The sequence below is a fragment of the Burkholderia sp. MSh2 genome (assembly GCF_000731655.1).
In the GTDB taxonomy this organism is placed as follows: domain Bacteria; phylum Pseudomonadota; class Gammaproteobacteria; order Burkholderiales; family Burkholderiaceae; genus Burkholderia; species Burkholderia paludis.
This window is the reverse complement of record NZ_JPGM01000022.1, coordinates 120,152-139,083: the sequence shown is the minus strand read 5'-3', so window position 1 is coordinate 139,083 and position 18,932 is coordinate 120,152. Positions and strand designations below refer to the sequence as shown.

Sequence of the window (18,932 nt, the reverse complement as noted above, 5' to 3'; positions counted from 1 at the left end):
CCCCGACGCCGCTCCCGCCCGCCCCGCTGCGCGCCTGATCCTTGCGCTGCTGCGCGAAAGCCGTGCGTCGCTCGCGCTGGCGCTCACCGCGTGCGTGCTGAACGGCGTCGCGAGCGTGCTGCTCGTCGCGACGCTGAACCGGGCGCTGTCGCAGCCGGGCGCGGCCGATACGCAGCTCGCGTGGCGCTTCGCGCTGTGCGCGGTGATCGCGCTGGTCACGCGGATCGTGTCCGGCACGCTGTTCGCCCGCCTGTCGCAGGACACGATGGCGCGGCTGCGCGTGCATCTCGCGCGGCGCGTCGGCGCGGCCGAGCTGCGCGACATCGAGCGGATCGGCGCGGCGCCCGTGCAGTCGGTGCTGACCGACGACGCGACCAACGTGTCGATGCTGTTCTTCGCGCTGCCGAACCTCGTCATGCACGGCTCGATCGTGTTCGGCTGCCTCGGCTATCTCGCGTGGCTGTCGTGGCCCGTGTGCCTGCTGGCGCTGGCCGCGATCGTCGCCGGCTCGGTCGGCTACCACACCGGCGACCGCCGCGCGATCGCGTCGCTCGAAGCGGCCGGCCACGCGCAGGACCGCCTGTTCGGCCATCTCGGCTCGCTGTTCTCCGGCGCGAAGGAGCTGAAGCTGCACGACGCCCGCGCGCGACAGTTCGTCGACGGACAGCTCGGCGCCGCGATCGGCGAGGTGCGCGACCACCGCCGCCGCGCGTTCAGCGCATACGCGGTCGGCGTCGGCTGGATCATCTTCCTGTTCTACGTGTTCCTCGGCGTCGCGTCGTTCTGGCCGCAACTCGGCGTGCATGCCGATCCGGCCGCGGCGGCCGGCTACGTCGTCGTGTTCCTGTTCATGCTCGTGCCGCTCGACGGGTTGCTGAACAACCTGCCGACCCTCAACGCGGCCCGCGTGTCGCTCGCGCGGATCGAAGGCGTGATGGCCGAATTCGGCGCGCTGCGCACGGCGCCGCCCGCGGCCGATGCGCCCGACGTGCCGCCGGCCGGCGCCGTCACGCTGCGCGGCGTCACCCACGCGTATTTCCACGAGCGCGACGAGCGGATGTTCGGCATCGGGCCGATCGACCTGACCATCAAACCCGGCGAACTCGTGTTCATCGTCGGCGGCAACGGCAGCGGCAAGACGACGCTCGCGAAGGTGCTGACGGGCCTCTACGAGCCCGAGCAAGGCACGATCGAGGTCGACGGCCGCACGATCGGCTGGCGCGAGCGCGCGGCGTATCGGCAGCGCTTCAGCGCGGTGTTCAACGACTTTCACCTGTTCGACGCGCTGCTCGGCATCGTCGATCCGGACGATCCGTCCCGCGCGCAGGCCGATGCGCGCGCGAATGCGCTCGTCGCGAAGCTCGCGCTCGACCACAAGGTCAAGGTGGTGGACGGCGCGTTCTCGACCCGCGCGCTGTCGACCGGACAGCGCAAGCGGCTCGCGCTCGTCGTCGCCTATCTGGAGGACCGGCCGTTCTACCTGTTCGACGAATGGGCGGCCGATCAGGACCCGTCGTTCAAGGCCGTGTTCTACGAGCAGTTGCTGCCCGAGCTGCGTGCGCGCGGCAAGGCCGTGATCGTGATCACGCACGACGACCGCTACTTCGATCTGGCCGACCGGCTGCTGAAGCTCGACAACGGCCGCATCGTCAGCGACACGGCGCCCGCGCGGTCGCGCATCCGGGATGGCGCCGACACGCTGAGCGCGTAACCGGCGGCCGATGAAGGGTGGCCGATGCGCGGCCCTGGCGGGGCGCCGGCGAGATTCGTCCGGCACCGGCAGGTCGCCGCGCATTCCGCCACGTCGATGCGGGCCGGGCAACGCAGTGGCGCACGGCGTGGCCGCCCGGGCCCGCCACCGCCGATCGCCCCGAGGCCGCCTCCTGCCCGTCGGGCCGACGGCGCCCGGCGGCATGCCTGCCGCCGCGCATTCAGCGCGCGGCCGGCAGCCTCAGCATCGTGTCGGTCATCACGTCGGCCAGTTTCAGGGCCGACATCGGCCCGCCGAACCCCCAGATATTGCGTTCGACGAGCGCGATCCGGCGCTCGCGCAGTGCGGGCACGAAGCGCCATACCGGCGAGTCGAGCTTCGCCGACAGCGGCACCTCCATGCCCGATGCGGTCACGAACAGCACGGCCAGGCCGCGCTGCCTGAGCAAGTCGGCCGACGTCACGTAAAGCGTGCCTTCCAGCGTCGGCTTGCCGGGCCATGGATCGAGCCCGAGCGCGCGCGCGAGGCCCGCCGACATGCTGTTGCCCGTATAGGCCCAGTAGCGGTCGGGCAAGCCGAGATCCTGCAACAGCGCGATGCGCTCGCCCTTGCGGCCCGCGGCCGCGAGTCGCGCCGCATTGCGCGCGATTCCCGCGTCGAGCCGCGCGCCGACCGCCTGCGCGCGTGCGTCGCGCCCCGTCACCGCCCCGATCGTCCGGAAGATCTGCCGCATCCAGTCGAGCTGCGTGACGGGTGCCCCGCCGTCGTCGGACACATCCGGGCTGAACTGGAACAGGATCGTCGGCGCGATCCGGTCGAGCGCACCGAAAATTGGCGCATGGCGGAAACCGACGCCGATGATCAGATCCGGCCTGACCGCGGCGATTGCCTCGAGCCCCGGCTCCTGCCGCGTGCCGATATCGGTCACGTGCGCGAGCCGGTCGCTTGCATAGCCAAGCCAGCCCGGATAGAACGCCGGATCGGCCATCCCGACCGGCACGAGGTCGAGCGCGACCGCGCATTCCGCGAACATGAAATCGAGTGCGACCACCCGCAGCGGCCGCACCGGCATCGTCGCGCTGGCCTGCGAGACGACGGGATTGCCGGCCAGCGACACGGCGCCCGCCCCGCGCGGGCCCGGCGCGCCGGACGCATCGAGCGCGGCGGCGACGGCGCCCGACGACGCGGCCGCGCCGAGCGCGGCCAGTGCACCGAGCGCGTGCCGGCGGCCGGCGCGCATCACCGGATCGCGCCCTGCCCGGCCAGCGCCGCGTCGTCCATCGTCAGTAGCAGGGGGCAGCTTCCACACAGTTGCGTTTCTCCAGGAATTTCATAGCGCAGGCAGCACACGCGGCGCGCGCGGAACGGCGTCGGCAGCAGCGGCGAGCGCGGCACGGCATCGCGCACCGGCGTGCGCAGCGGATTCGGCTCGCCGTCGACGCAGGTCGGGCCGAACAACCAGCCGGCGTCGCGGGCGGGATCGGCCACGCACGGCAGCGAACGATAGACATCGAGCAGATAGTCGAGCAGGTTGCCCGCGTTGTTCCACAGCACGCGCGGCGTGACGCGGCCCATCGCCGCGAGCAGGTCGATCACCGCGCCGAGATGCGCGATGAGCCCCGCGTAGCGCGACGCCGGGTCGTCGCACGGCGCGCCGAGCGCGTCGCTCGCGAAATACAGCGCGGCGGGCATCCCGTCGTCGAGTGCGACGAACGTGCGCTCGGGCGTCATGTCGAGCGGCCGGCCGAGCGTCAGCGCGGCAACCACGCCGGCCGGCGCCGCGCGGCCGAAATAGTATTTGCTCCATTGCGACATCAGCGCGCGCGCATGCCGTGCCGGATCGCCGCCGTAGTGACGGACCATCGCGTCGAGCACCGCATCGCGATGCGCGGGCAATGCGCCGACCGGCACGACGATGCGGCCCGGCGCATGCGCGTCGTCAGGCATGCCGAGCCAGACGGCGTCGAGATGGTCGGCGAACGGTTGCGGCGCAAACGCCGAGAAACGCGTGGCGCGCACGCCGTCCGGCATCGGCGTCATCGCCGTGCGCGCCGCGCGCGGCGCCCCTCGATAATCAGCAGTCCGAGCAGGTACGGCGCGCCGATCAGTGCGGTCAGCACCCCGGCCGGCACTTCGCGCGGCGCAACGACCGTGCGCGCCGCGAGATCCGCGACACCGAGGATCAGCGCGCCGCACGCGGCCGCGAGCCACAGCCGCGTGCGGTGCCGGCGCGCGCCGAGCATCGTCGCGACGTGCGGCGCCATCAACCCGATGAAGCCCACCGGCCCGACCGCCGCCACGGCCGCGCACGCGGCGAGGGTCGCGATCGTCAGCGCGAGCGGCCGCAGCGCGGCCACCGGCAGTCCGAGCACGGCCGCCTGGTCGTCCCCGAGCGCGAGCATGTCGAGCGGCTTCGCGAGCCACGCGAACGCGGGCACCGCGAGCACGCACCACGGCAGCAGCATCGACACCTCGCCCCAGCTCCGGCCATAGGTGCCGCCGACGAGCCACACGACGAAGCGCGCCGGCTGCACGCTCTCCTGCGTGATCAGCCATTGCGCGAGCGTGGTCCACAACGCGCCGGTCACGATGCCCGTCAGCGCCACCGCGAGCGGCGCATAGCGCTGCCGGTGATTCAGCGCGAGCGTGATCGCCAGCGACAGCCCGCCGCCGATCAGCGCGGCAGCCGCGAGCGTCATGTGGCCCATCAGCGGCCACGTCGACAGCGCAGCCAGCGTGACGAGCCCCGCGCCCTGCGTGACGCCGAGCACTTCGGGGCCCGCGAGCGGATTGCGCACGACGCTCTGCATCGCGACGCCGCTGGCTGCCAGCAACGCACCGGCGAGCAGCGCGCAAACCAGGCGCGGCAGGCGCAGGTCGATCAGCATCCGCGCGAGCGCATCGTGGCCGGACAGCGCGGCGAACCAGCGGGCCGGCGACAGCCATTCGGGGCCGGCCGACGCGCCGGCGAGCATCGCGAGCACGCCGGCCACGACGAACAGCACCGTGCGCCACGGCCAGCCGAGCCGTTCGAGCCAGCCGACGAGCCGCGTCGCGCCACCGCCCGCCGTGCGCTCGCCATCCGCGTGCAGCACGCCCGACCACGCGGCGCCGTGCCGGATCATCGCCAGCATCAGCGGCGTGCCGACCAGCGCGATCGCCACGCCGGTCGACAGCGTCGCGTCGAGACCCGACGCGAGCACCGCGCTGTCGGTGCCGAGCACGAGCGCGCCGCCCGCGAGCGCCGACAGCGGCACCAGCACGCCGAGCCGCGCCGCGCGCGCCCCGCGCACCTGGCGCAGCAGGTTCGGCGCGACCAGGCCGACATACGACAGCGGGCCCGCGATACTGACGGCCACGCTCGTGAACGCGACCGCGACGAGCGTCGCGGCGAGCCGTGTCGCATCGACACGCACGCCGGCCGCGGCCGCCGCCTCGTCGCCGAGCGTCAGCGGATCCAGCGGCCGGATCACGAACGGCAGTGCGACCAGCGGCACGACGAGCCAGCGCGCGGCGAGCGCGAGGCCCGCCGCGCCTGGCTGGTAGAGACTGCCGCTGCTCCACAGCGCGGCGCCCGCGATGTTCTCTTCGAAGAACGCGAGCACGAGCGTCGACAGCGCGGAAAACAGCAGCATGCACACGCTGCCCGCGAGCACGAGCCGCAACGACGTCGCGCGCCAGCCGCCGGCCGCGACGATCGCGCATGCGGCAGCGGCCAGCCCGCAGGCGAACAGCAGCGGCACCGACGCGACACCGGCCAGCGCCGGCACGAGCATCGCCGCGAGCAGGCCGAGCTGGGCGCCGCCCGTCACGCCGAGCAGGTCGGGCGACGCGAGCGGATTGCGCGTGAGCGACTGGAACAGCGCACCCGCCACGCCGAGGCAGCCGCCCGCGACGAGCGCCGCCGCGACCCGCGGCAGGTTGAGGTCGAACAGGAACACGTGCGCGAGCGCTGCGCCGTCGCTGCCGGGCGCGGCGTCCCACCACGCGCGCAGATCGGGGGCGACGCGCAGCGCGGCGAGCGCCCCGATCAGCGCGACGAGGCCGAGCGCGATCGTGCCGGCCCGTCCCGGGGTCGCCCGCTTCCCCGCCGCCGCGCGGCGCCTGCGCATCGCGAACGTGGTCATACGGCGAGATCCCGGTCGAGGGCGCCGGCCGCCTGCGGCGCACCCGACGCGGACGGCCCGTAGGCCGGCACGCACATCGGCGCGCCCGTCTGCGGATGCGCGAGCTTCAGCATCTCGACGCCGAACGCCGCGCGCAGCCGCGCCGGATCGAGCATCGCATCGGGCGAGCCCTGCGCGACGAGTCGGCCCGCTCGCATCAGCACGATCTCGTCGCTGTAGGCGGCCGCCTGGTTCAGGTCGTGCAGCACCCACACGATCGTCAGCCCGCGTGCGCGGTTCAGCGCGCGCAGCGCATCGAGGATGTCGAGCTGGTGATGGATGTCGAGATAGGTCGTCGGCTCGTCGAGCAGCACGATCGGCGCCTGCTGCGCGAGCGCCATCGCGATCCACGCGCGCTGGCGCTCGCCGCCCGACAACGCGCCGACGTCGCGGCCCGCGTCGCCGGCGAGGCCGCTCGTCTCGAGCGCCTCGTCGATCGCCGCATGGTCGGCGCGCGACAGGCCGCGCAGGAAACCGCCATACGCATAGCGCCCGTACGCGACGAGCTCGCGCACCGTGAGGCCCGACGGAATCTGGTTGAACTGCGCGAGCATCGTGAGCTCGCGCGCGAGCGCGCGACGGCGCAACGACGCGAGCGGCGTGCCGTTCACTTCGACCTGGCCCGCACGGGCGGGCTGCAGGCCCGCGAGCGTGCGCAGCAGCGTGCTCTTGCCGCAGCCGTTCGGTCCGCACAGCGCGGTGACGCGGCCGGCCGCGATCGACAGGTCCAGCCCGTCGATCACGACATGGTCGCGATACCCTACCGACAGCCCGCGCGCGGAAAGTGCGGCGGTACCACGCGTCATCCATCCTCCGTTCGGTCGCGCAGGACCGTGTAGCGTTGCGTCATCGCGACGACGACCTCGGGCAGTTTCTCGAACGAGCCGCGTGCGTGCGGAATCGGCGTGTTGTCGGGCGTCGGTGCGGCGTCCATGCGCCACGGGAACACGATGCTTTCCGGGTCACGCACGGCGCCGCTCGCCTGCCCGGCGAGCGCACCGGCGAAACGTCGGCCGGATCGCATACCGTTCGCGGTCGCTGACGACGGCCGCATGGACGCGATCGTCCCTGCTGGCGAAACGCGCCGCGGCTTGCGCCACGACCGGAACCTCGCGGGAAACGGCACCGGGATGCGCCGTGCTGGAGTCCATCTCCCCGGCCCGACGGGCGACGGGCCGGCGCGCTTGCCTAGTTCCGCCGTGCGCGGCCGCCCGCGAACGCCGGACACGCGACGCCGCGATGGCATGCCTCGAGGCTGTCCGCACAATGGCGCTCCGCGTCGCGCACCATGAAATGCACGAGCGTCTGCGACACGTTCAGCGCGCGCGCCGCGGTCTGCAGCGTTTCCTCGCGCAACCGCACCATCTCGAAGGCCGCGCGGCTGCGCGCCGGCAGGTCGTCCAGCGCGGCCCAGACGCGCCGCAGCGTGTCGCGCGTCAGCAGCGCGGCTTCCGGCGTCGGCTCGGGCGACGGCACGTCGAAGCCGGCATCCTCTTCCGTGTGATAGACGTTCTCGAGGTTGCGCCGGCGGCACGCGTCGATCGACGCATTGCGCACCATCCGGCTCACGTAGGCGACCGGTTGGCGCACCGCGTCCTGGTTCGGGAATTCGACGAGCTTCACGAAGACGTCGTGGACGACGTCTTCGGCGCGGCTCGTACAACCGACGATGCCGCGCGCGACATTCACGAGCATCGCGCGATGCGAGATCAGCACGTCGAGCAGTGCGCCCTGCGCACGGGGCTCCGCGGCACGGTGGGCACGCGGCCGCCGGTCGCGATCACTGCCGAGGAACGGGTTTGCCGCTGCCGCCGCCGGTCGGTCGAGCACTTCCGCCATCGTCATCGATCTGCTCCGTCAAATTCCGAGATAGCGCAATTTAACGTAAACGCAAATCATTCTCAATGCGATTCACAAATCCCCTTTCGGGTTGTCTGGATTTGTCCGAACAATTGCCGGAATCGTTGCGCGAGCAGACAAGACGCGTCATTTCGATCGCGGCGCACGTCAAGCTTTCAACCCGACAGGACCGGCGCAATCCGGCACCGGGTTCGCCGCCGGCGGCGCAAACGATGCGGGGCGCGGCGCACATCGCGTGCGGCCCGCCCGCCTGTCCCGCGGCGCGCCGACGCGATCTTTCACTCGCCTGACGAATTGCTTGCGGCTGTCATTTGCAGTAGCAACTTCTTACCACGTGAAATTTTGGGGGCTCGTACGATCGGGTTGCTGTTTCCAAGGGAGAACGACATGAAATCCATCGTGTTATCCGCCATCATGGTCGGTGCGCTCTCGAGCGTGATGCTGACGGGCTGCGTCGCGTACCCTGCCCCGGCAGAAGTCACGATCGGCTGGCATGGCGATCGTTACTGGGACGGGCATCGTTACTGGGAGCGCCGCGACTGGGAAGCTCAGCATCCGGGCGGGTATGAAGACCGCAGGGACGAACCGCGGCCGCAGTGGTAACGCCCTTTCCCGATCGCGTCATCCGATCTTCAACAACAGGACCTCAATATGAAAACGCTACTGAAAACCCTGACCGTCGCGGCCCTGGCCGCAGCCGTACTCGTGCCGGCGATCGCCGAAGCGCATCCGCACCGCGTGTGTCACTTCGAGCATCACCATCACAAGGTGTGTCACTGGGTGCGGTAAACGCCACGAGGCGCCGGAATACCGGCGCCTCGCGGCAGCGCTTCACCGACCCGGCGTTGGCGGCCGTCGTCGCACAAGCCGCGCCGGGTCGACAGGCAGGCGTCGCATGCGTCAGTAGATGAACAGCCGAATCGTCGCCGTGCCGTTGAACGGCCCGATCTTCGGCGGCCCGAACGCCTTCAGCACCGCATCGAGCGTCACGCTCTGGTAGTTCACGCTCCCGGGCATCTGCGCGAGCACGAATTGCTGGTTGAACGGGATCGCCGTGCCGTTGCGGTCCTCGATGCCGATACCGAAATTGCTGTTGGCATCCGGCACGAGCAGCCCGTTGCGCACCGTCTGCGACGTCTCGAAGTAGCCGTCCACGCGCAGCGCCACGTTGCACTGCTTGGTCAGCGCGAGACTGAACGACTTGCGCGGTATCGCGGGCGAGAAGCCGTTGCCCGTCGCCTGCACCTGGCCGAACTTCACGATGCCCGGTTCCGGCGTGACCTTCACGTCGACCAGGCAAGGCGTCGGCTTCAGGTTCCGCAGGCCGCTCAGCTTGTAGCGAAAGCTCGGGTTGATGTAGTTCAGGCCGCCCTTGCCGTCGAACTGGAACACGGCGTAGATGTCCGACGGCGGCTGCGCCCAGTTGCCGCGCTTGCGCACCACGACCTGATAGGTGATGCTCAGCGGAAACTTCTCGCAACGCCCGGCCTTGACGTCCGCGTCGCTCAGCTTGCACGGCTCCACGTACGTTTTCGTCTGCACGCCGTCGCCCGGCTGGCTGCTGCGGCCGAAGTAGTCCTGCCCTTCGTAGCGGATGCCGATCTCCAGCCCCCACGCGGCAGGCGTCTGCTTTTCCGGGTTCGCGTAGAAATAGATCCACTCGCCGAACGTCTTCATGTCGCCGCCGAGATCCTTGTAGCAGTATCCCGTCGTCGTGCGCGGCGGCGACACCCAGATCACGTAGCCGTCCGGTGCGTCGGTCGGATAGGACGCGACGTTGCCGATCGCTTCCGTCAGCGACGTGCCGCCGCCATTCGCGACGCAGCGCACGGCCCACGCCGGCTGCGCCACCGCGATGAACAGCGCGAGCATGCACCACCTGAGCCAGGCGGGCATGGGCGCGGCGATGCCGGTTCGTCGAGCGCCGCTCATTTCTTCACGCTCTTGCAGGCGCCGGCCTCGCACGCGTACTCGACCGCCACCTGGCCGCCGTAGTCGTCGATATGCGTGACGAACAGCGTCGACGGCGTCGCGGCCTTGAACGGCACGTCGGCGGTGCTCATCGGGCTCACCATCACCGGATCCATCGGCACCTTCGTCTTCTGTTCGCCCGCGCTCACGTCGACCACCGTCACGTGGTACGGCGTCGGATTGTCGAACACCAGCCGGTGCGCGGCCGCATCCACGCGCAACGTCATCGGCAGCGTCCAGTCCTCGTCGCGCTGCGGCTGCACGGCCTTCGGCCGGTAGAACAGCTTCATCTGCGTATGCAGCGCGATCTGCAGCGTGTTCGGCGTATCGGTCTTCGGCGGCACCTCGCGGATGTTCAGGTAGAACACCGACTCGCGATCGGCCGGCAGCTCGGCGCCCGGCAGCTTCGCGATCCGCAGCACGTTGCGCTCGTTCGCCTCGACCCGCTGCAACGGTGGCACGACCATCAGCGGCGTCGTGATCTTGTTGCCTTTCGCATCCTCGAGCCACGACTGCACGAGATACGGATAGGTCGTGCTCTTGTTGGTGATCGTGACGATCGCGGCCTGCTCGCCTTCGTTGAAGATCACGCGGGTGCGGTCGGGCACGATCGCCGCGTGCGCGGCGCCCGCGAGCAGCGCGCCGGCGGTGGCGAGCGCGCACAGCGCGCGTCGCGGAATGGAAACGGGGAAAGGCATGTTCATCGCTGGATCCGTGGAGTCATCGTTCGACCCGTGCGGCCGCTGCATGCGACTCGCCGGGCGCCTGGCACGTCACCGGGATCGGCGTGCCTTCGAGTTGGAGCTGGTTCGGCAGTGCGTCGATCGTGCAGAGCGTGCGCTCGCCCGCTCGCACCGCCAGCGTGGATTTCGGCTGTACCTGGGTCAGGAACGCGGCGCCGCTCTCGCCGACGATGCCGAGTTCCTTGCCGTTCGCCACGTCCTGCACCGATGCGCCGAACGGCAGCGGCTTGCCGTCCGCGTCGGTCAGCGTCAGGTACAGGTTGCTGCCGCGCGCGGCGGAGAACTTCACGAAGCCGATCGCGCCGTCGGTCAGCACCATGCGCTGGATCGGATTCGTCACCTGCACTTCGAGCGGCAGCTTCTCGACGTTGACGGTCGCGTCGTACACGTTGTACGGCGAGACCCCGTCGAGCACCGCGTAGCCGCGCGAGTCGGTATGCGCAAGCGTGCCGGACAGCGGCACGTCGGGCACGCCGTCGGTCGACACCAGCAAGCGCGTGTCGCCCGCGTTGCCGTTTGCGTGCGCGGAGACGCCGTACTGCGTCGCGACGAACGAGCCGTCGACTTCGAGCGACGCGGCCGCGTACGCATTGGCGAGCGTCGATGCCTGCGCCGTGAGCTGGTACGCCGACGAGCGCTGGCGGAAGCTCGCGTTCGCCGATGCGCGGCCGTCGGTCGCGCCGGCGTTGACCTGGTAGGTGCGGCCGTCAGGATCGTCGTAGATGTAGCCCGCGTTCACGCTCGTCGTGCCGCTGCCCGTCGTCAGGTTCGACGTGACGGTGTGGCGGCCGCCGATCGGCAGCGTCGCGGTCACCGACACCTGGTTGCCGCTGGCGCCGGCGCTCTGCGTACGGAACGCCGACACGCTGACGTTCAGGTTGCGCAGTGCGCCGATCGAGAACGCCCGCGTGAGCGTGAGGCCGACCCGCTGCTCGTTCGCACGTTCCCAGTAGGTCGTCTGGTCGTACGAGAAATAGGTCGACGTGTCGCCGAAGCGCTTCGACAGCGTCGCCGAATAACGCTGCTTGCTGTTGGCCAGGCCGTACGCGGTCGGGTCGCCCGAGAACTGCGCGAAGTTCGTGTATTCGCGCTCGGAGAAGCGATAGCCGAAGAAACGCACGTCGGCATCGAGCCCGTCGAAGTGCTTCGAATAGTTGATGCGATACGAGTTGCCGTTGCGCGTCACGCCGTTCCACCACAGGCGGGCCCGCGCATGCGTGACGTCGGCCGACAGCGCGCCGAACGCGCCGAAATCGCGGCCGACGCCGAGCGCGATCGACGTGTAGCCCGACGCGGCGATGAAGCCGCCGTAAGCGGTCACGTCGAACGGCAGGCCGTAGGCGATTTCGCCGAAGCCGAAGAACGGCGTGATGCCGGCGCCGCCGAACAGCCGCGGCTTGCCGACGGCGGCCTTGTAGCGCAACTGGCCGGTGCGCGCGAGGAACGGCACGGCGGCCGTCGTCACCTGGAAGCGCTGCACGCTGCCGTCTTCTTCCTCGACCGCGACGTCGAGCGTGCCCTGCACGCTCGTATTGATGTTCTGCAGCGCGAAGGCGCCCGGCGACACGCGCGTCACGTACAGCACGCGGCCGGCCTGCGACACGGTCACGGTCGCGTTGGTGCGCGCGACGCCCGAGATCAGCGGCGCATAGCCGCGCAGCGCAGGCGGCAGCATGCGGTCGTCGCTGCGGATCGACGCGCCCGTCAACGCGAACGTGTCGAAGATGTCGGAGGTCAGGTAGTCGTCGCCGAACGTCACCGTCGACTGGATCGACGGCAGCGCGCGAAATGCATAAAGCCGGCTGAAGCGGAACGTGCGGTCCGCGTATGCCGTATTGCCCACGTTCGATTGCGCCTGGTAGTCGCCGCGAAAGCGCCATGCATCCCAGTTCGCGCCGATCGTCCCGTAGGCCTGGACCGAATTCGTCTGTCCGCCGCCCGCACCGAAATTGCGGTTCGTGTTCGCGATCACGCGGTAATCGAGCATCGCGCCCGGAATCCCTTCGGACCATCGCTCCGGCGGCAGGTAGGTCGAATCGCTGAATTCGAGGGCCGCCTGTGGAATCGTGATCTTGAGCCGCCCGTCGCTTTTCAGGTAACGCACGGTCACCCCCTCGATCGCGCCGAGGTCGACGCAGCGCCCGCCCTGAAAGCGCGGCAGGTCCTTCGCCAGCGACGGCTTCAGCCCGAACTGCGCGACGAGTTCCGGCGTCAGGCACGGCTTGCCGGCGCCCGACGCGTCGACGGCGATGAACTCGATCGACTGCAGGCCGTAGAACAGGTCGTTGACCTGCACGTCGAGCATGTACTCGCCCGGCAACGTGAAGTCCGCCTGCGAGAACTGCGACAGGTCGACGTTGTTCGAGCCGTCGATGTTCAGGAACGACGAATTGAATTCCGTCGCATGGCTCTGGCTGCCGACAACCAGCACGGAGACGCAAAGGAAGGAATGTCTGATTCGCACGCGGCGCTACCGGAAGTCCAGGAAGGGGGAAAAGGAGGGAAAGCGGACGAGGAAGGGTGCGCGCACCCTCCCCCGGTACGGCCGCTTACTGGTAGCGGACCGTGAAGTTCGCCACGCCGTCGGCGGTACCCGGCGTCACGCCGGCCGCGGTCGCTTCGTACATGGCTGCGAAACGCGCGATGTTCGTGCCGTTCTGCAGCACGGTCGGCGCCTTCTGCTCGGCGCCGTTGTCGAGGTATTCACCCGACGCCGCCTGCAGGCGGATGCCGACGTTGGTGGCCGAGCCGATCGTCGCGAGCAGCTTCGGCTGGCCCGCGCTCGACGTGCCCGTGAACGTGAAGTACGCGTTCTGCGCGATGCTCGTGTCGCAATCGGTCAGCTTGATGTCGAAGTTGGTCGGCGTCGACTTGTCGCCAGCCTGCTTGAACACGTTGGTCGGCACCTTGCCGAGGTTGACGGTCTGGTTGACCGAGCCCGAATCGATGCCGCATGCGCCCGCGACGATCTCGCCCGTGAAGTTGATCGTGCCGGTGCCCGCTGCGAAGGCCGAGGTCGACAGGGCCGCGAATGCGACAGCGGTCAGGAGGGATTTTTTCATGACGTTTCCCGTAAGGAGTGCAAATGGAATGGACGACGTGGCGGACACAAACGGCAGCCATGGTTGGCTTCCGTCCGACACGAGGCAGCATTATCGAGATAATTCTGAAAGTTATTTGTAAATCATTGTCAAATGTGCCTGACAATGTCAGATTTAACCCTTCAATTCCACGCCATTTCCCGCGACTTTCGAGTCGCATCATTTTTATCCGCAGTCCTTTTTTATTTTCAGGAAATAACTGAAGATTAAAGACTTTTCCGGCCGGCAACCGGATTCACCCAGCTCCCCCTTGCTGGCATTGGCTCGCGCAAGATTCGTCGTGAAAAAGACAAAACATTGTCAGATGCCGCCATCGTTGTCGATCGACAACGCCAATATCAAATCATTTTCAACTGACAGGAAATTAACCATCGATTCAATCGGATCGATTCTTTCGCGCAAACGATTGCGCCTCGAATACAAACGTTTTACTGCGACACTTTGACGCCCCGATTAATTTCAATACATGGATTAATCCGGACGTCAATTCCCGGGAGGAAAGCGCGTGCATGGACGGCCATCGGCACGCGATCCGCGGGGCACATCGTCGAAGAAGGGAAAGGAAAACGGACCGCGCACGTTCGCGCGGGATCGCGGCAAGGGCGATCCAGGGACGGGGCCGTTTCCGGCCGTCAGGTGTGCGCGGTCACGGGACGGGAAACGTCCCGACCGGCAGGCCGGCCTGCCGCCGGCGCGGCGATACCGGATGAAGCGGCGACGGTACGTATGTCGAAACGTTATGCCGCCGTCGTGCCGGGCGGCACGACGGTGACGGTGACGGGCACTACGCCGACGTGGACGCCTCCGCCGATGCCGGCGACCAGCCGCCGCCAAGCGCACGGTACAGCGCGATCGCATTCGCGAGCCTGAGCTGCTTGAGCCGGATCAGTTCCTGCCCCGACTCGTACGTGCTGCGCTGCGCATCGAGCAGTTCGAGATACGTCGCGACGCCGCCCGCATAGCGGCGCTCCGCGAGCCTCAGCCGCTGACCGTCGGCCGTGTGCACGGCCTGCTGCGCCTCGAGCTGGCGATCGATCCAGCCGCGCGCGGCGAACGCGTCGGCCACTTCACGGAACGCGGTCTGCACGGTCTTCTCGTATTCGGCCACCGCGATGTGCTTGCGCGCGTTCGCGACGTCGAGGTTCGCGCGATTGCGCCCGCCCGCGAAGATCGGCAGCGTGATGCGCGGCGCGAACGTCCAGACGCTCGTGCCGGCCGAGAACAGGCTCGAGAACGCGTCGCTCACCGAACCGTAGTCGGTCGTCAGCGCGATGCGCGGAAAGAACGCCGCGCGCGCGGCGCCGATCTGCGCGTTGGCCGCCTTGAGCCGCGCTTCCGCCTGCCGGATGTCCGGCCGGCGTTCGAGCAGCGCGCTCGGTGCGCCGGGCGCCACGGGGGCCATCGACAGCGTATCGAGCGTGGTCGGATCGGCCGGCACGTTGCGCGCGAAATCGCCCGCGAGCAACTGCAGCGCCCGCACGGCCTGCGCATGCTCGCGCTGCAGCGCGGCCTGCGACGCGCGCGCCGATGCCACCAGCATCTCGGCCGAGCGCAGCTCGATCGCATCGCTCGTGCCGGCCGCATAGCGGCGCTGCGTGAGCGCGGCCATCCGTTCGCGCGCATCCAGCGTGCGCTGCGCCAGCGCAAGCTGCTCGTGCAGCGAGCGCTCCGCTACGTACGCACCCGCCACGTCGGCGATCACGCCGATGCGAACCGTGCGCTGCGCGTCGGCCGTCGCGAAATATTCGGCGAGCGCTGCATCGGACAGGTTGCGCACGCGGCCGAACAGATCGAGTTCGTACGCGCTGACGCCGACGCCCGCGCGATACAGACCGCTGATCGCGCTTTCGCGCACGACCGGGTCGTACTGGCGCACACGCTCGTAGCCCACATTCGCGTCGACCGACGGCATCAGGTCCGCGCGCTGCACGCCATACAGCGCCCGCGCTTCCTCGAGCCGGCCGGCCGCGATCCGCAGGTCGCGGTTGTTCGCGAGCGCCGCGTCGATCCACGCCTGCAGCGCGGCATCGGAGAAATACGTACGCCAGTCGTCGAGCTGCGCGGCGGCGTCGGCCGGCGCGGCACTGCCGTCGGCAGGCGCATAGGCGGCCGGCACCGGCGCCGCCGGCCGCTCGTAGTGCGGTGCGAGCGAGCAGCCGGCCAGCGCGAGTGCGGCGGCGAGTACGAACCCACTGCGCGACGCGGCGCGTGCATTCAGCGCGAACATCATCGAGAACCCTCCATCGTCGCCGGCTGCGCCCCGCCGCGTCGGCGCGGGCCGACGTCGAACAGGCGGCCGACGATCACGAAAAACAGCGGGACGAGGAACACCGCGAGCACGGTCGCCGTGATCACCCCGCCGAGCACCCCGGTGCCGATCGCCGTCTGCGCACCGGACGCGGCACCCGACGCGAACGCGAGCGGCAGCACGCCGACGCCGAACGCGAGCGACGTCATCACGATCGGCCGCAGCCGCAGACGCGCGGCCTCGAGCGCGGCGTCGGCAAGCGACATGCGCTGCGCGACCAGATCCTTCGCGACTTCGACGATCAGGATCGCGTTCTTCGCGGACAGCCCGATCGTCGCGATCAGCCCCACCTTGAAATAAATGTCGTTCGGCATCGCCCGCAGCGTCACGCCGAGCACCGCGCCGATCACGCCGAGCGGGACGACCAGCATCACCGCGAACGGAATCGACCAGCTCTCGTAGAGCGCCGCGAGCGCGAGGAACACGACGAGCACCGACAGCGCGAACAGCATCGGCGCCTGCGCACCCGACAGCCGCTCCTCGAACGACTGCCCCGACCACGCGTGGCCGATGCCGGCCGGCAGCTTCGCCGCGATCCGCTCGATCGCGCCCATCGCCTCGCCGCTGCTGTGGCCCTGCGCCGCCGCGCCGTTGATCGTGAACGACGGATAGCCGTTGTAGCGCGTGAGCTGCGGCGGCCCGAGCGTCCAGTGCAGCGTCGTGAACGCCGCCAGCGGCACCATCTCGCCGCGCGCGTTGCGCACGCGCAGCTTCTTCACGTCGTCCGGATCGAGCCGGTGCAGCCCGTCGGCCTGCACCACCACGCGTCGCACCTGCGTGCCGTGCATGAAATCGCCGATATAGTCGGAGCCGAACATCACCGCGAGCGTCGTGTTGATCTCGTCCATCGATACGCCCAGCGCGGACGCCTTCGCGCGATCGATGTCGAGCTTCAGTTGCGGCGCGTCCTGCGTGCCGGCGAACATCAGGTCGGTGAGCGCCGGATCCTTGCCGCCCGCCGCGAGCAGTTGCTCGCGCGCGGCGCTGAACGTCGCGTAGTCGAGCCCGCCGCGATTCTGCAGCCGGAAATCGAAGCCGCTCGTCGAGCCGAGATCGGGCAGCGCCGGCGAGTTCATCGCGAACACCGTCATGTTCGGCGTGCCCGCGAAGCGCTCGTTGATGCGCGCGACGATCGCCTGCACGTGATCGCGCCCGGCCTGGCGCGCTTTCCAGTTCTTCAGCGTGACGAAGATCATCCCGCCGTTCGGCCCCTCGCCGTACAGGTTGAAGCCGCCGAGCGCGAACGTATACGCGGACGGCTCGTCGTTGCGGATCGCCGACTCCACTTCCCGCACGCTCGCCATCGTTTCCGCCAGCGGCGTGCCCTGCGGGCGAATCACCATCACCATGAAGTTGCCCTGGTCCTCGTCCGGCAGGAACGCGGTCGGCAACTGCGTGAGCATCACCGCCGCGGCCGCGGTCAGCGCGCCGTACACGACGAGCCAGCGCACCGGCTTCTTCAGCATCGCGCCGACGCGCGTCGCGTAGCGCTGCGTCGAGCGCGCGACGAAGCGGTTGAACCAGCCGAAAAAGCCGCGCTTCTCGTGATGGCCGCCGGCCACGGGCTTGAGCAGCGTCGCGCACAGCGCGGGCGTCAGCGACAACGCGAGGAAAGCCGAGAAGCCGATCGACACCGCGAGCGACAGCGCGAACTGCCGGTAGATGTTGCCCACCGCGCCGCCGAAGAACGCCATCGGCACGAACACCGACGTCAGCACCACGGTGATCCCGACGATCGCGCCGCTGATCTGCTTCATCGCCTTCACGGTCGCGTCGTAGGGCCCGAGCCCTTCCTCCACCATCAGCCGCTCGACGTTCTCGACCACGACGATCGCGTCGTCGACCAGGATGCCGATCGCCAGCACCATCCCGAACATCGTCAGCACGTTGATCGAGAAGCCCGCCGCATACATCACGCCGAAGGTGCCCGCGAGCGCGACCGGCACGACCAGCGTCGGGATCAGCGTCGCACGCAGGTTCTGCATGAACAGGTACATCACGAGGAACACCAGCACGCCGGCCTCGATCAGCGTCGTGACGACCTTGTTCATCGACACGCGCACGAACGACGACGTCTCGTACGGAATCTGGTATTTCACGCCGGGCGGGAAGTACGCGGACAGTTCGTCCATCGTCGCGCGCACGCGGCGCTCGGTGGACACCGCGTTCGAGCCCGGTGCGAGCTTGATGCCCATCCCGGTCGCGACCTTGCCGTTCACGTACGACGGATAGTTGTAGTCGTTACCGCCGAACTCGATGCGCGCGACGTCGCGCAGATGGAGCGCGGAGCCGTCGGCCTGCGTGCGCAGCGCGATCGCGCCGAAATCGGCCGGCGTCTTCAGCGGCGCGTCGGCGAACACGGTCGCCGCGATCGGCGCGCTGGCCGGCACCGCGGAGCGGCCGATGTCGCCGATCGTCACGCGCGCGTTGTGCGCGCGCACGGCCGATGCGATATCCGACGCGGTGAGGCCGTGCCCGGCCAGCTTCACCGGGTCGGGCCAGATCCGCATCGCATATTCGGCGCCCCAGAACTGCACCTTGCCGACCCCTTCCACGCGGCGCAGCGCCTGCACGACGTTCGCCGACGCATATTCGCCGAGCTGCACGTCCGTCATCCGGCCGTCTTCGGACGTCAGCGACACCACGAGCTGGATGTTGTCGGCGGCCTTCTCGACCTGGATGCCGTCGCGCCGCACGGGCTCGGGCAGCCGCGCCTCGACCGTCTTCAGCCGGTTCTGCACTTCGACGGCCGCGAGATCGGCGTTCACGCCCTGCTTGAACGTGAGGTACAGCGACGCCATCCCGGCGCTGCTGGTGGCCGACGTGTACATCAGCCCGGGCGCGCCGTTCATCTCGCGCTCGATCAGCGCGGTCACCGATTCCTCGACGACCTGCGCCGACGCGCCCGGGTACGTCGCATAAATGCTGACGACGGGCGGCGCGATGTCCGGATACTGCGCAACGGGCAGCGCGCGGATCGCGAACACGCCGCCCAGCATGATGAAGATTGCGATCACCCACGCGAAGACGGGGCGATCGATGAAGAAACGTGCCATGGTGGTCTGGTTTGAA

At 69.3% G+C, this 18,932-nt stretch carries 16 protein-coding genes; 4 read left to right on the top strand and 12 right to left on the bottom strand.

All coding sequences use genetic code 11. From position 1 onward, the window contains the following. The coding region (locus tag GQ57_RS15315) for a cyclic peptide export ABC transporter (RefSeq protein ID WP_034198270.1) at positions 1-1,711 on the top strand (1,711 nt) is incomplete at its 5' end. Positions 1,712-1,931: 220 nt separating this feature from the next. On the opposite strand, the gene GQ57_RS15310 is transcribed toward GQ57_RS15315, so the two are convergent. The 6 genes from GQ57_RS15310 to GQ57_RS15285 all read right to left on the bottom strand — a co-directional run bounded on the left by GQ57_RS15310 (position 1,932) and on the right by GQ57_RS15285 (position 7,722). Continuing rightward, on the bottom strand, positions 1,932-2,954 hold the full coding sequence (locus GQ57_RS15310) for an ABC transporter substrate-binding protein (RefSeq protein ID WP_235215064.1): 1,023 nt from the start codon (positions 2,952-2,954) through the stop codon (positions 1,932-1,934). Beyond that, positions 2,951-3,751: a siderophore-iron reductase FhuF gene (gene fhuF / locus GQ57_RS15305; protein WP_034198268.1), complete on the bottom strand. Its 801-nt coding sequence runs from the start codon at positions 3,749-3,751 to the stop codon at positions 2,951-2,953. The genes GQ57_RS15310 and fhuF overlap by 4 nt, the downstream gene beginning before the upstream one ends. Next, positions 3,748-5,838: a Fe(3+)-hydroxamate ABC transporter permease FhuB gene (fhuB, locus tag GQ57_RS15300; RefSeq protein WP_034198267.1), complete on the bottom strand. Its 2,091-nt coding sequence runs from the start codon at positions 5,836-5,838 to the stop codon at positions 3,748-3,750. Before fhuB ends, fhuF begins: the two co-directional genes overlap by 4 nt. After that, the gene (locus GQ57_RS15295) at positions 5,835-6,683 is read right to left on the bottom strand and encodes an ABC transporter ATP-binding protein (RefSeq protein ID WP_034198266.1); all 849 of its coding nucleotides are present in this window, start codon (positions 6,681-6,683) and stop codon (positions 5,835-5,837) included. The genes fhuB and GQ57_RS15295 overlap by 4 nt, the downstream gene beginning before the upstream one ends. Further along, positions 6,680-6,901, bottom strand: coding sequence for a hypothetical protein (locus tag GQ57_RS15290; protein ID WP_034198265.1), 222 nt, complete (start codon positions 6,899-6,901; stop codon positions 6,680-6,682). The genes GQ57_RS15295 and GQ57_RS15290 overlap by 4 nt, the downstream gene beginning before the upstream one ends. 164 nt (positions 6,902-7,065) lie before the next feature. Next, on the bottom strand, positions 7,066-7,722 hold the full coding sequence (locus GQ57_RS15285) for an RNA polymerase factor sigma-70 (RefSeq protein WP_034198264.1): 657 nt from the start codon (positions 7,720-7,722) through the stop codon (positions 7,066-7,068). A gap of 402 nt (positions 7,723-8,124) precedes the next feature. Here GQ57_RS15285 and GQ57_RS15280 point away from each other — a divergent pair, with 402 nt between their 5' ends. Both GQ57_RS15280 and GQ57_RS43340 read left to right on the top strand, forming a co-directional pair. Then, entirely contained in the window at positions 8,125-8,340 is a 216-nt protein-coding gene (locus tag GQ57_RS15280) for a hypothetical protein (protein ID WP_034198263.1), read from the top strand. A 48-nt stretch (positions 8,341-8,388) separates the two neighbouring features. Beyond that, positions 8,389-8,526 carry an HHHH-motif protein gene (locus tag GQ57_RS43340; protein WP_162836099.1) on the top strand — a complete coding sequence of 46 codons (138 nt, stop codon included), beginning with the start codon at positions 8,389-8,391 and terminating at the stop codon, positions 8,524-8,526. A gap of 111 nt (positions 8,527-8,637) precedes the next feature. On the opposite strand, the gene GQ57_RS15275 is transcribed toward GQ57_RS43340, so the two are convergent. From GQ57_RS15275 to GQ57_RS15260, 4 genes are all read right to left on the bottom strand, one after another. Continuing rightward, on the bottom strand, positions 8,638-9,669 hold the full coding sequence (locus GQ57_RS15275) for a fimbrial protein (RefSeq protein ID WP_034198262.1): 1,032 nt from the start codon (positions 9,667-9,669) through the stop codon (positions 8,638-8,640). Further along, complete coding sequence (locus GQ57_RS15270; RefSeq protein ID WP_031398665.1) at positions 9,666-10,412, bottom strand: fimbrial biogenesis chaperone; 747 nt, start codon at positions 10,410-10,412, stop codon at positions 9,666-9,668. Before GQ57_RS15270 ends, GQ57_RS15275 begins: the two co-directional genes overlap by 4 nt. Before the next feature lie 16 nt (positions 10,413-10,428). Then, positions 10,429-12,882, bottom strand: coding sequence for a fimbria/pilus outer membrane usher protein (locus GQ57_RS15265; RefSeq protein WP_031398664.1), 2,454 nt, complete (start codon positions 12,880-12,882; stop codon positions 10,429-10,431). A 118-nt stretch (positions 12,883-13,000) separates the two neighbouring features. After that, complete coding sequence (locus GQ57_RS15260; protein ID WP_031398663.1) at positions 13,001-13,513, bottom strand: fimbrial protein; 513 nt, start codon at positions 13,511-13,513, stop codon at positions 13,001-13,003. Between the two features lie 23 nt (positions 13,514-13,536). Between GQ57_RS15260 and GQ57_RS41670 the strand changes: the two genes are divergently transcribed. Beyond that, positions 13,537-13,755, top strand: coding sequence for a hypothetical protein (locus GQ57_RS41670; protein ID WP_152603259.1), 219 nt, complete (start codon positions 13,537-13,539; stop codon positions 13,753-13,755). A 581-nt stretch (positions 13,756-14,336) separates the two neighbouring features. Here the strand turns inward: GQ57_RS41670 and GQ57_RS15255 are convergent. Together GQ57_RS15255 and GQ57_RS15250 are read right to left on the bottom strand one after the other, a co-directional pair. Continuing rightward, positions 14,337-15,779 (bottom strand): efflux transporter outer membrane subunit, encoded by a 1,443-nt coding sequence (locus GQ57_RS15255; protein ID WP_034198276.1) that lies wholly within the window; start codon positions 15,777-15,779, stop codon positions 14,337-14,339. Beyond that, positions 15,779-18,916: a multidrug efflux RND transporter permease subunit gene (locus tag GQ57_RS15250; RefSeq protein ID WP_034198261.1), complete on the bottom strand. Its 3,138-nt coding sequence runs from the start codon at positions 18,914-18,916 to the stop codon at positions 15,779-15,781. The genes GQ57_RS15255 and GQ57_RS15250 overlap by 1 nt, the downstream gene beginning before the upstream one ends. Between the last annotated feature and the right edge of the window lie 16 nt (positions 18,917-18,932).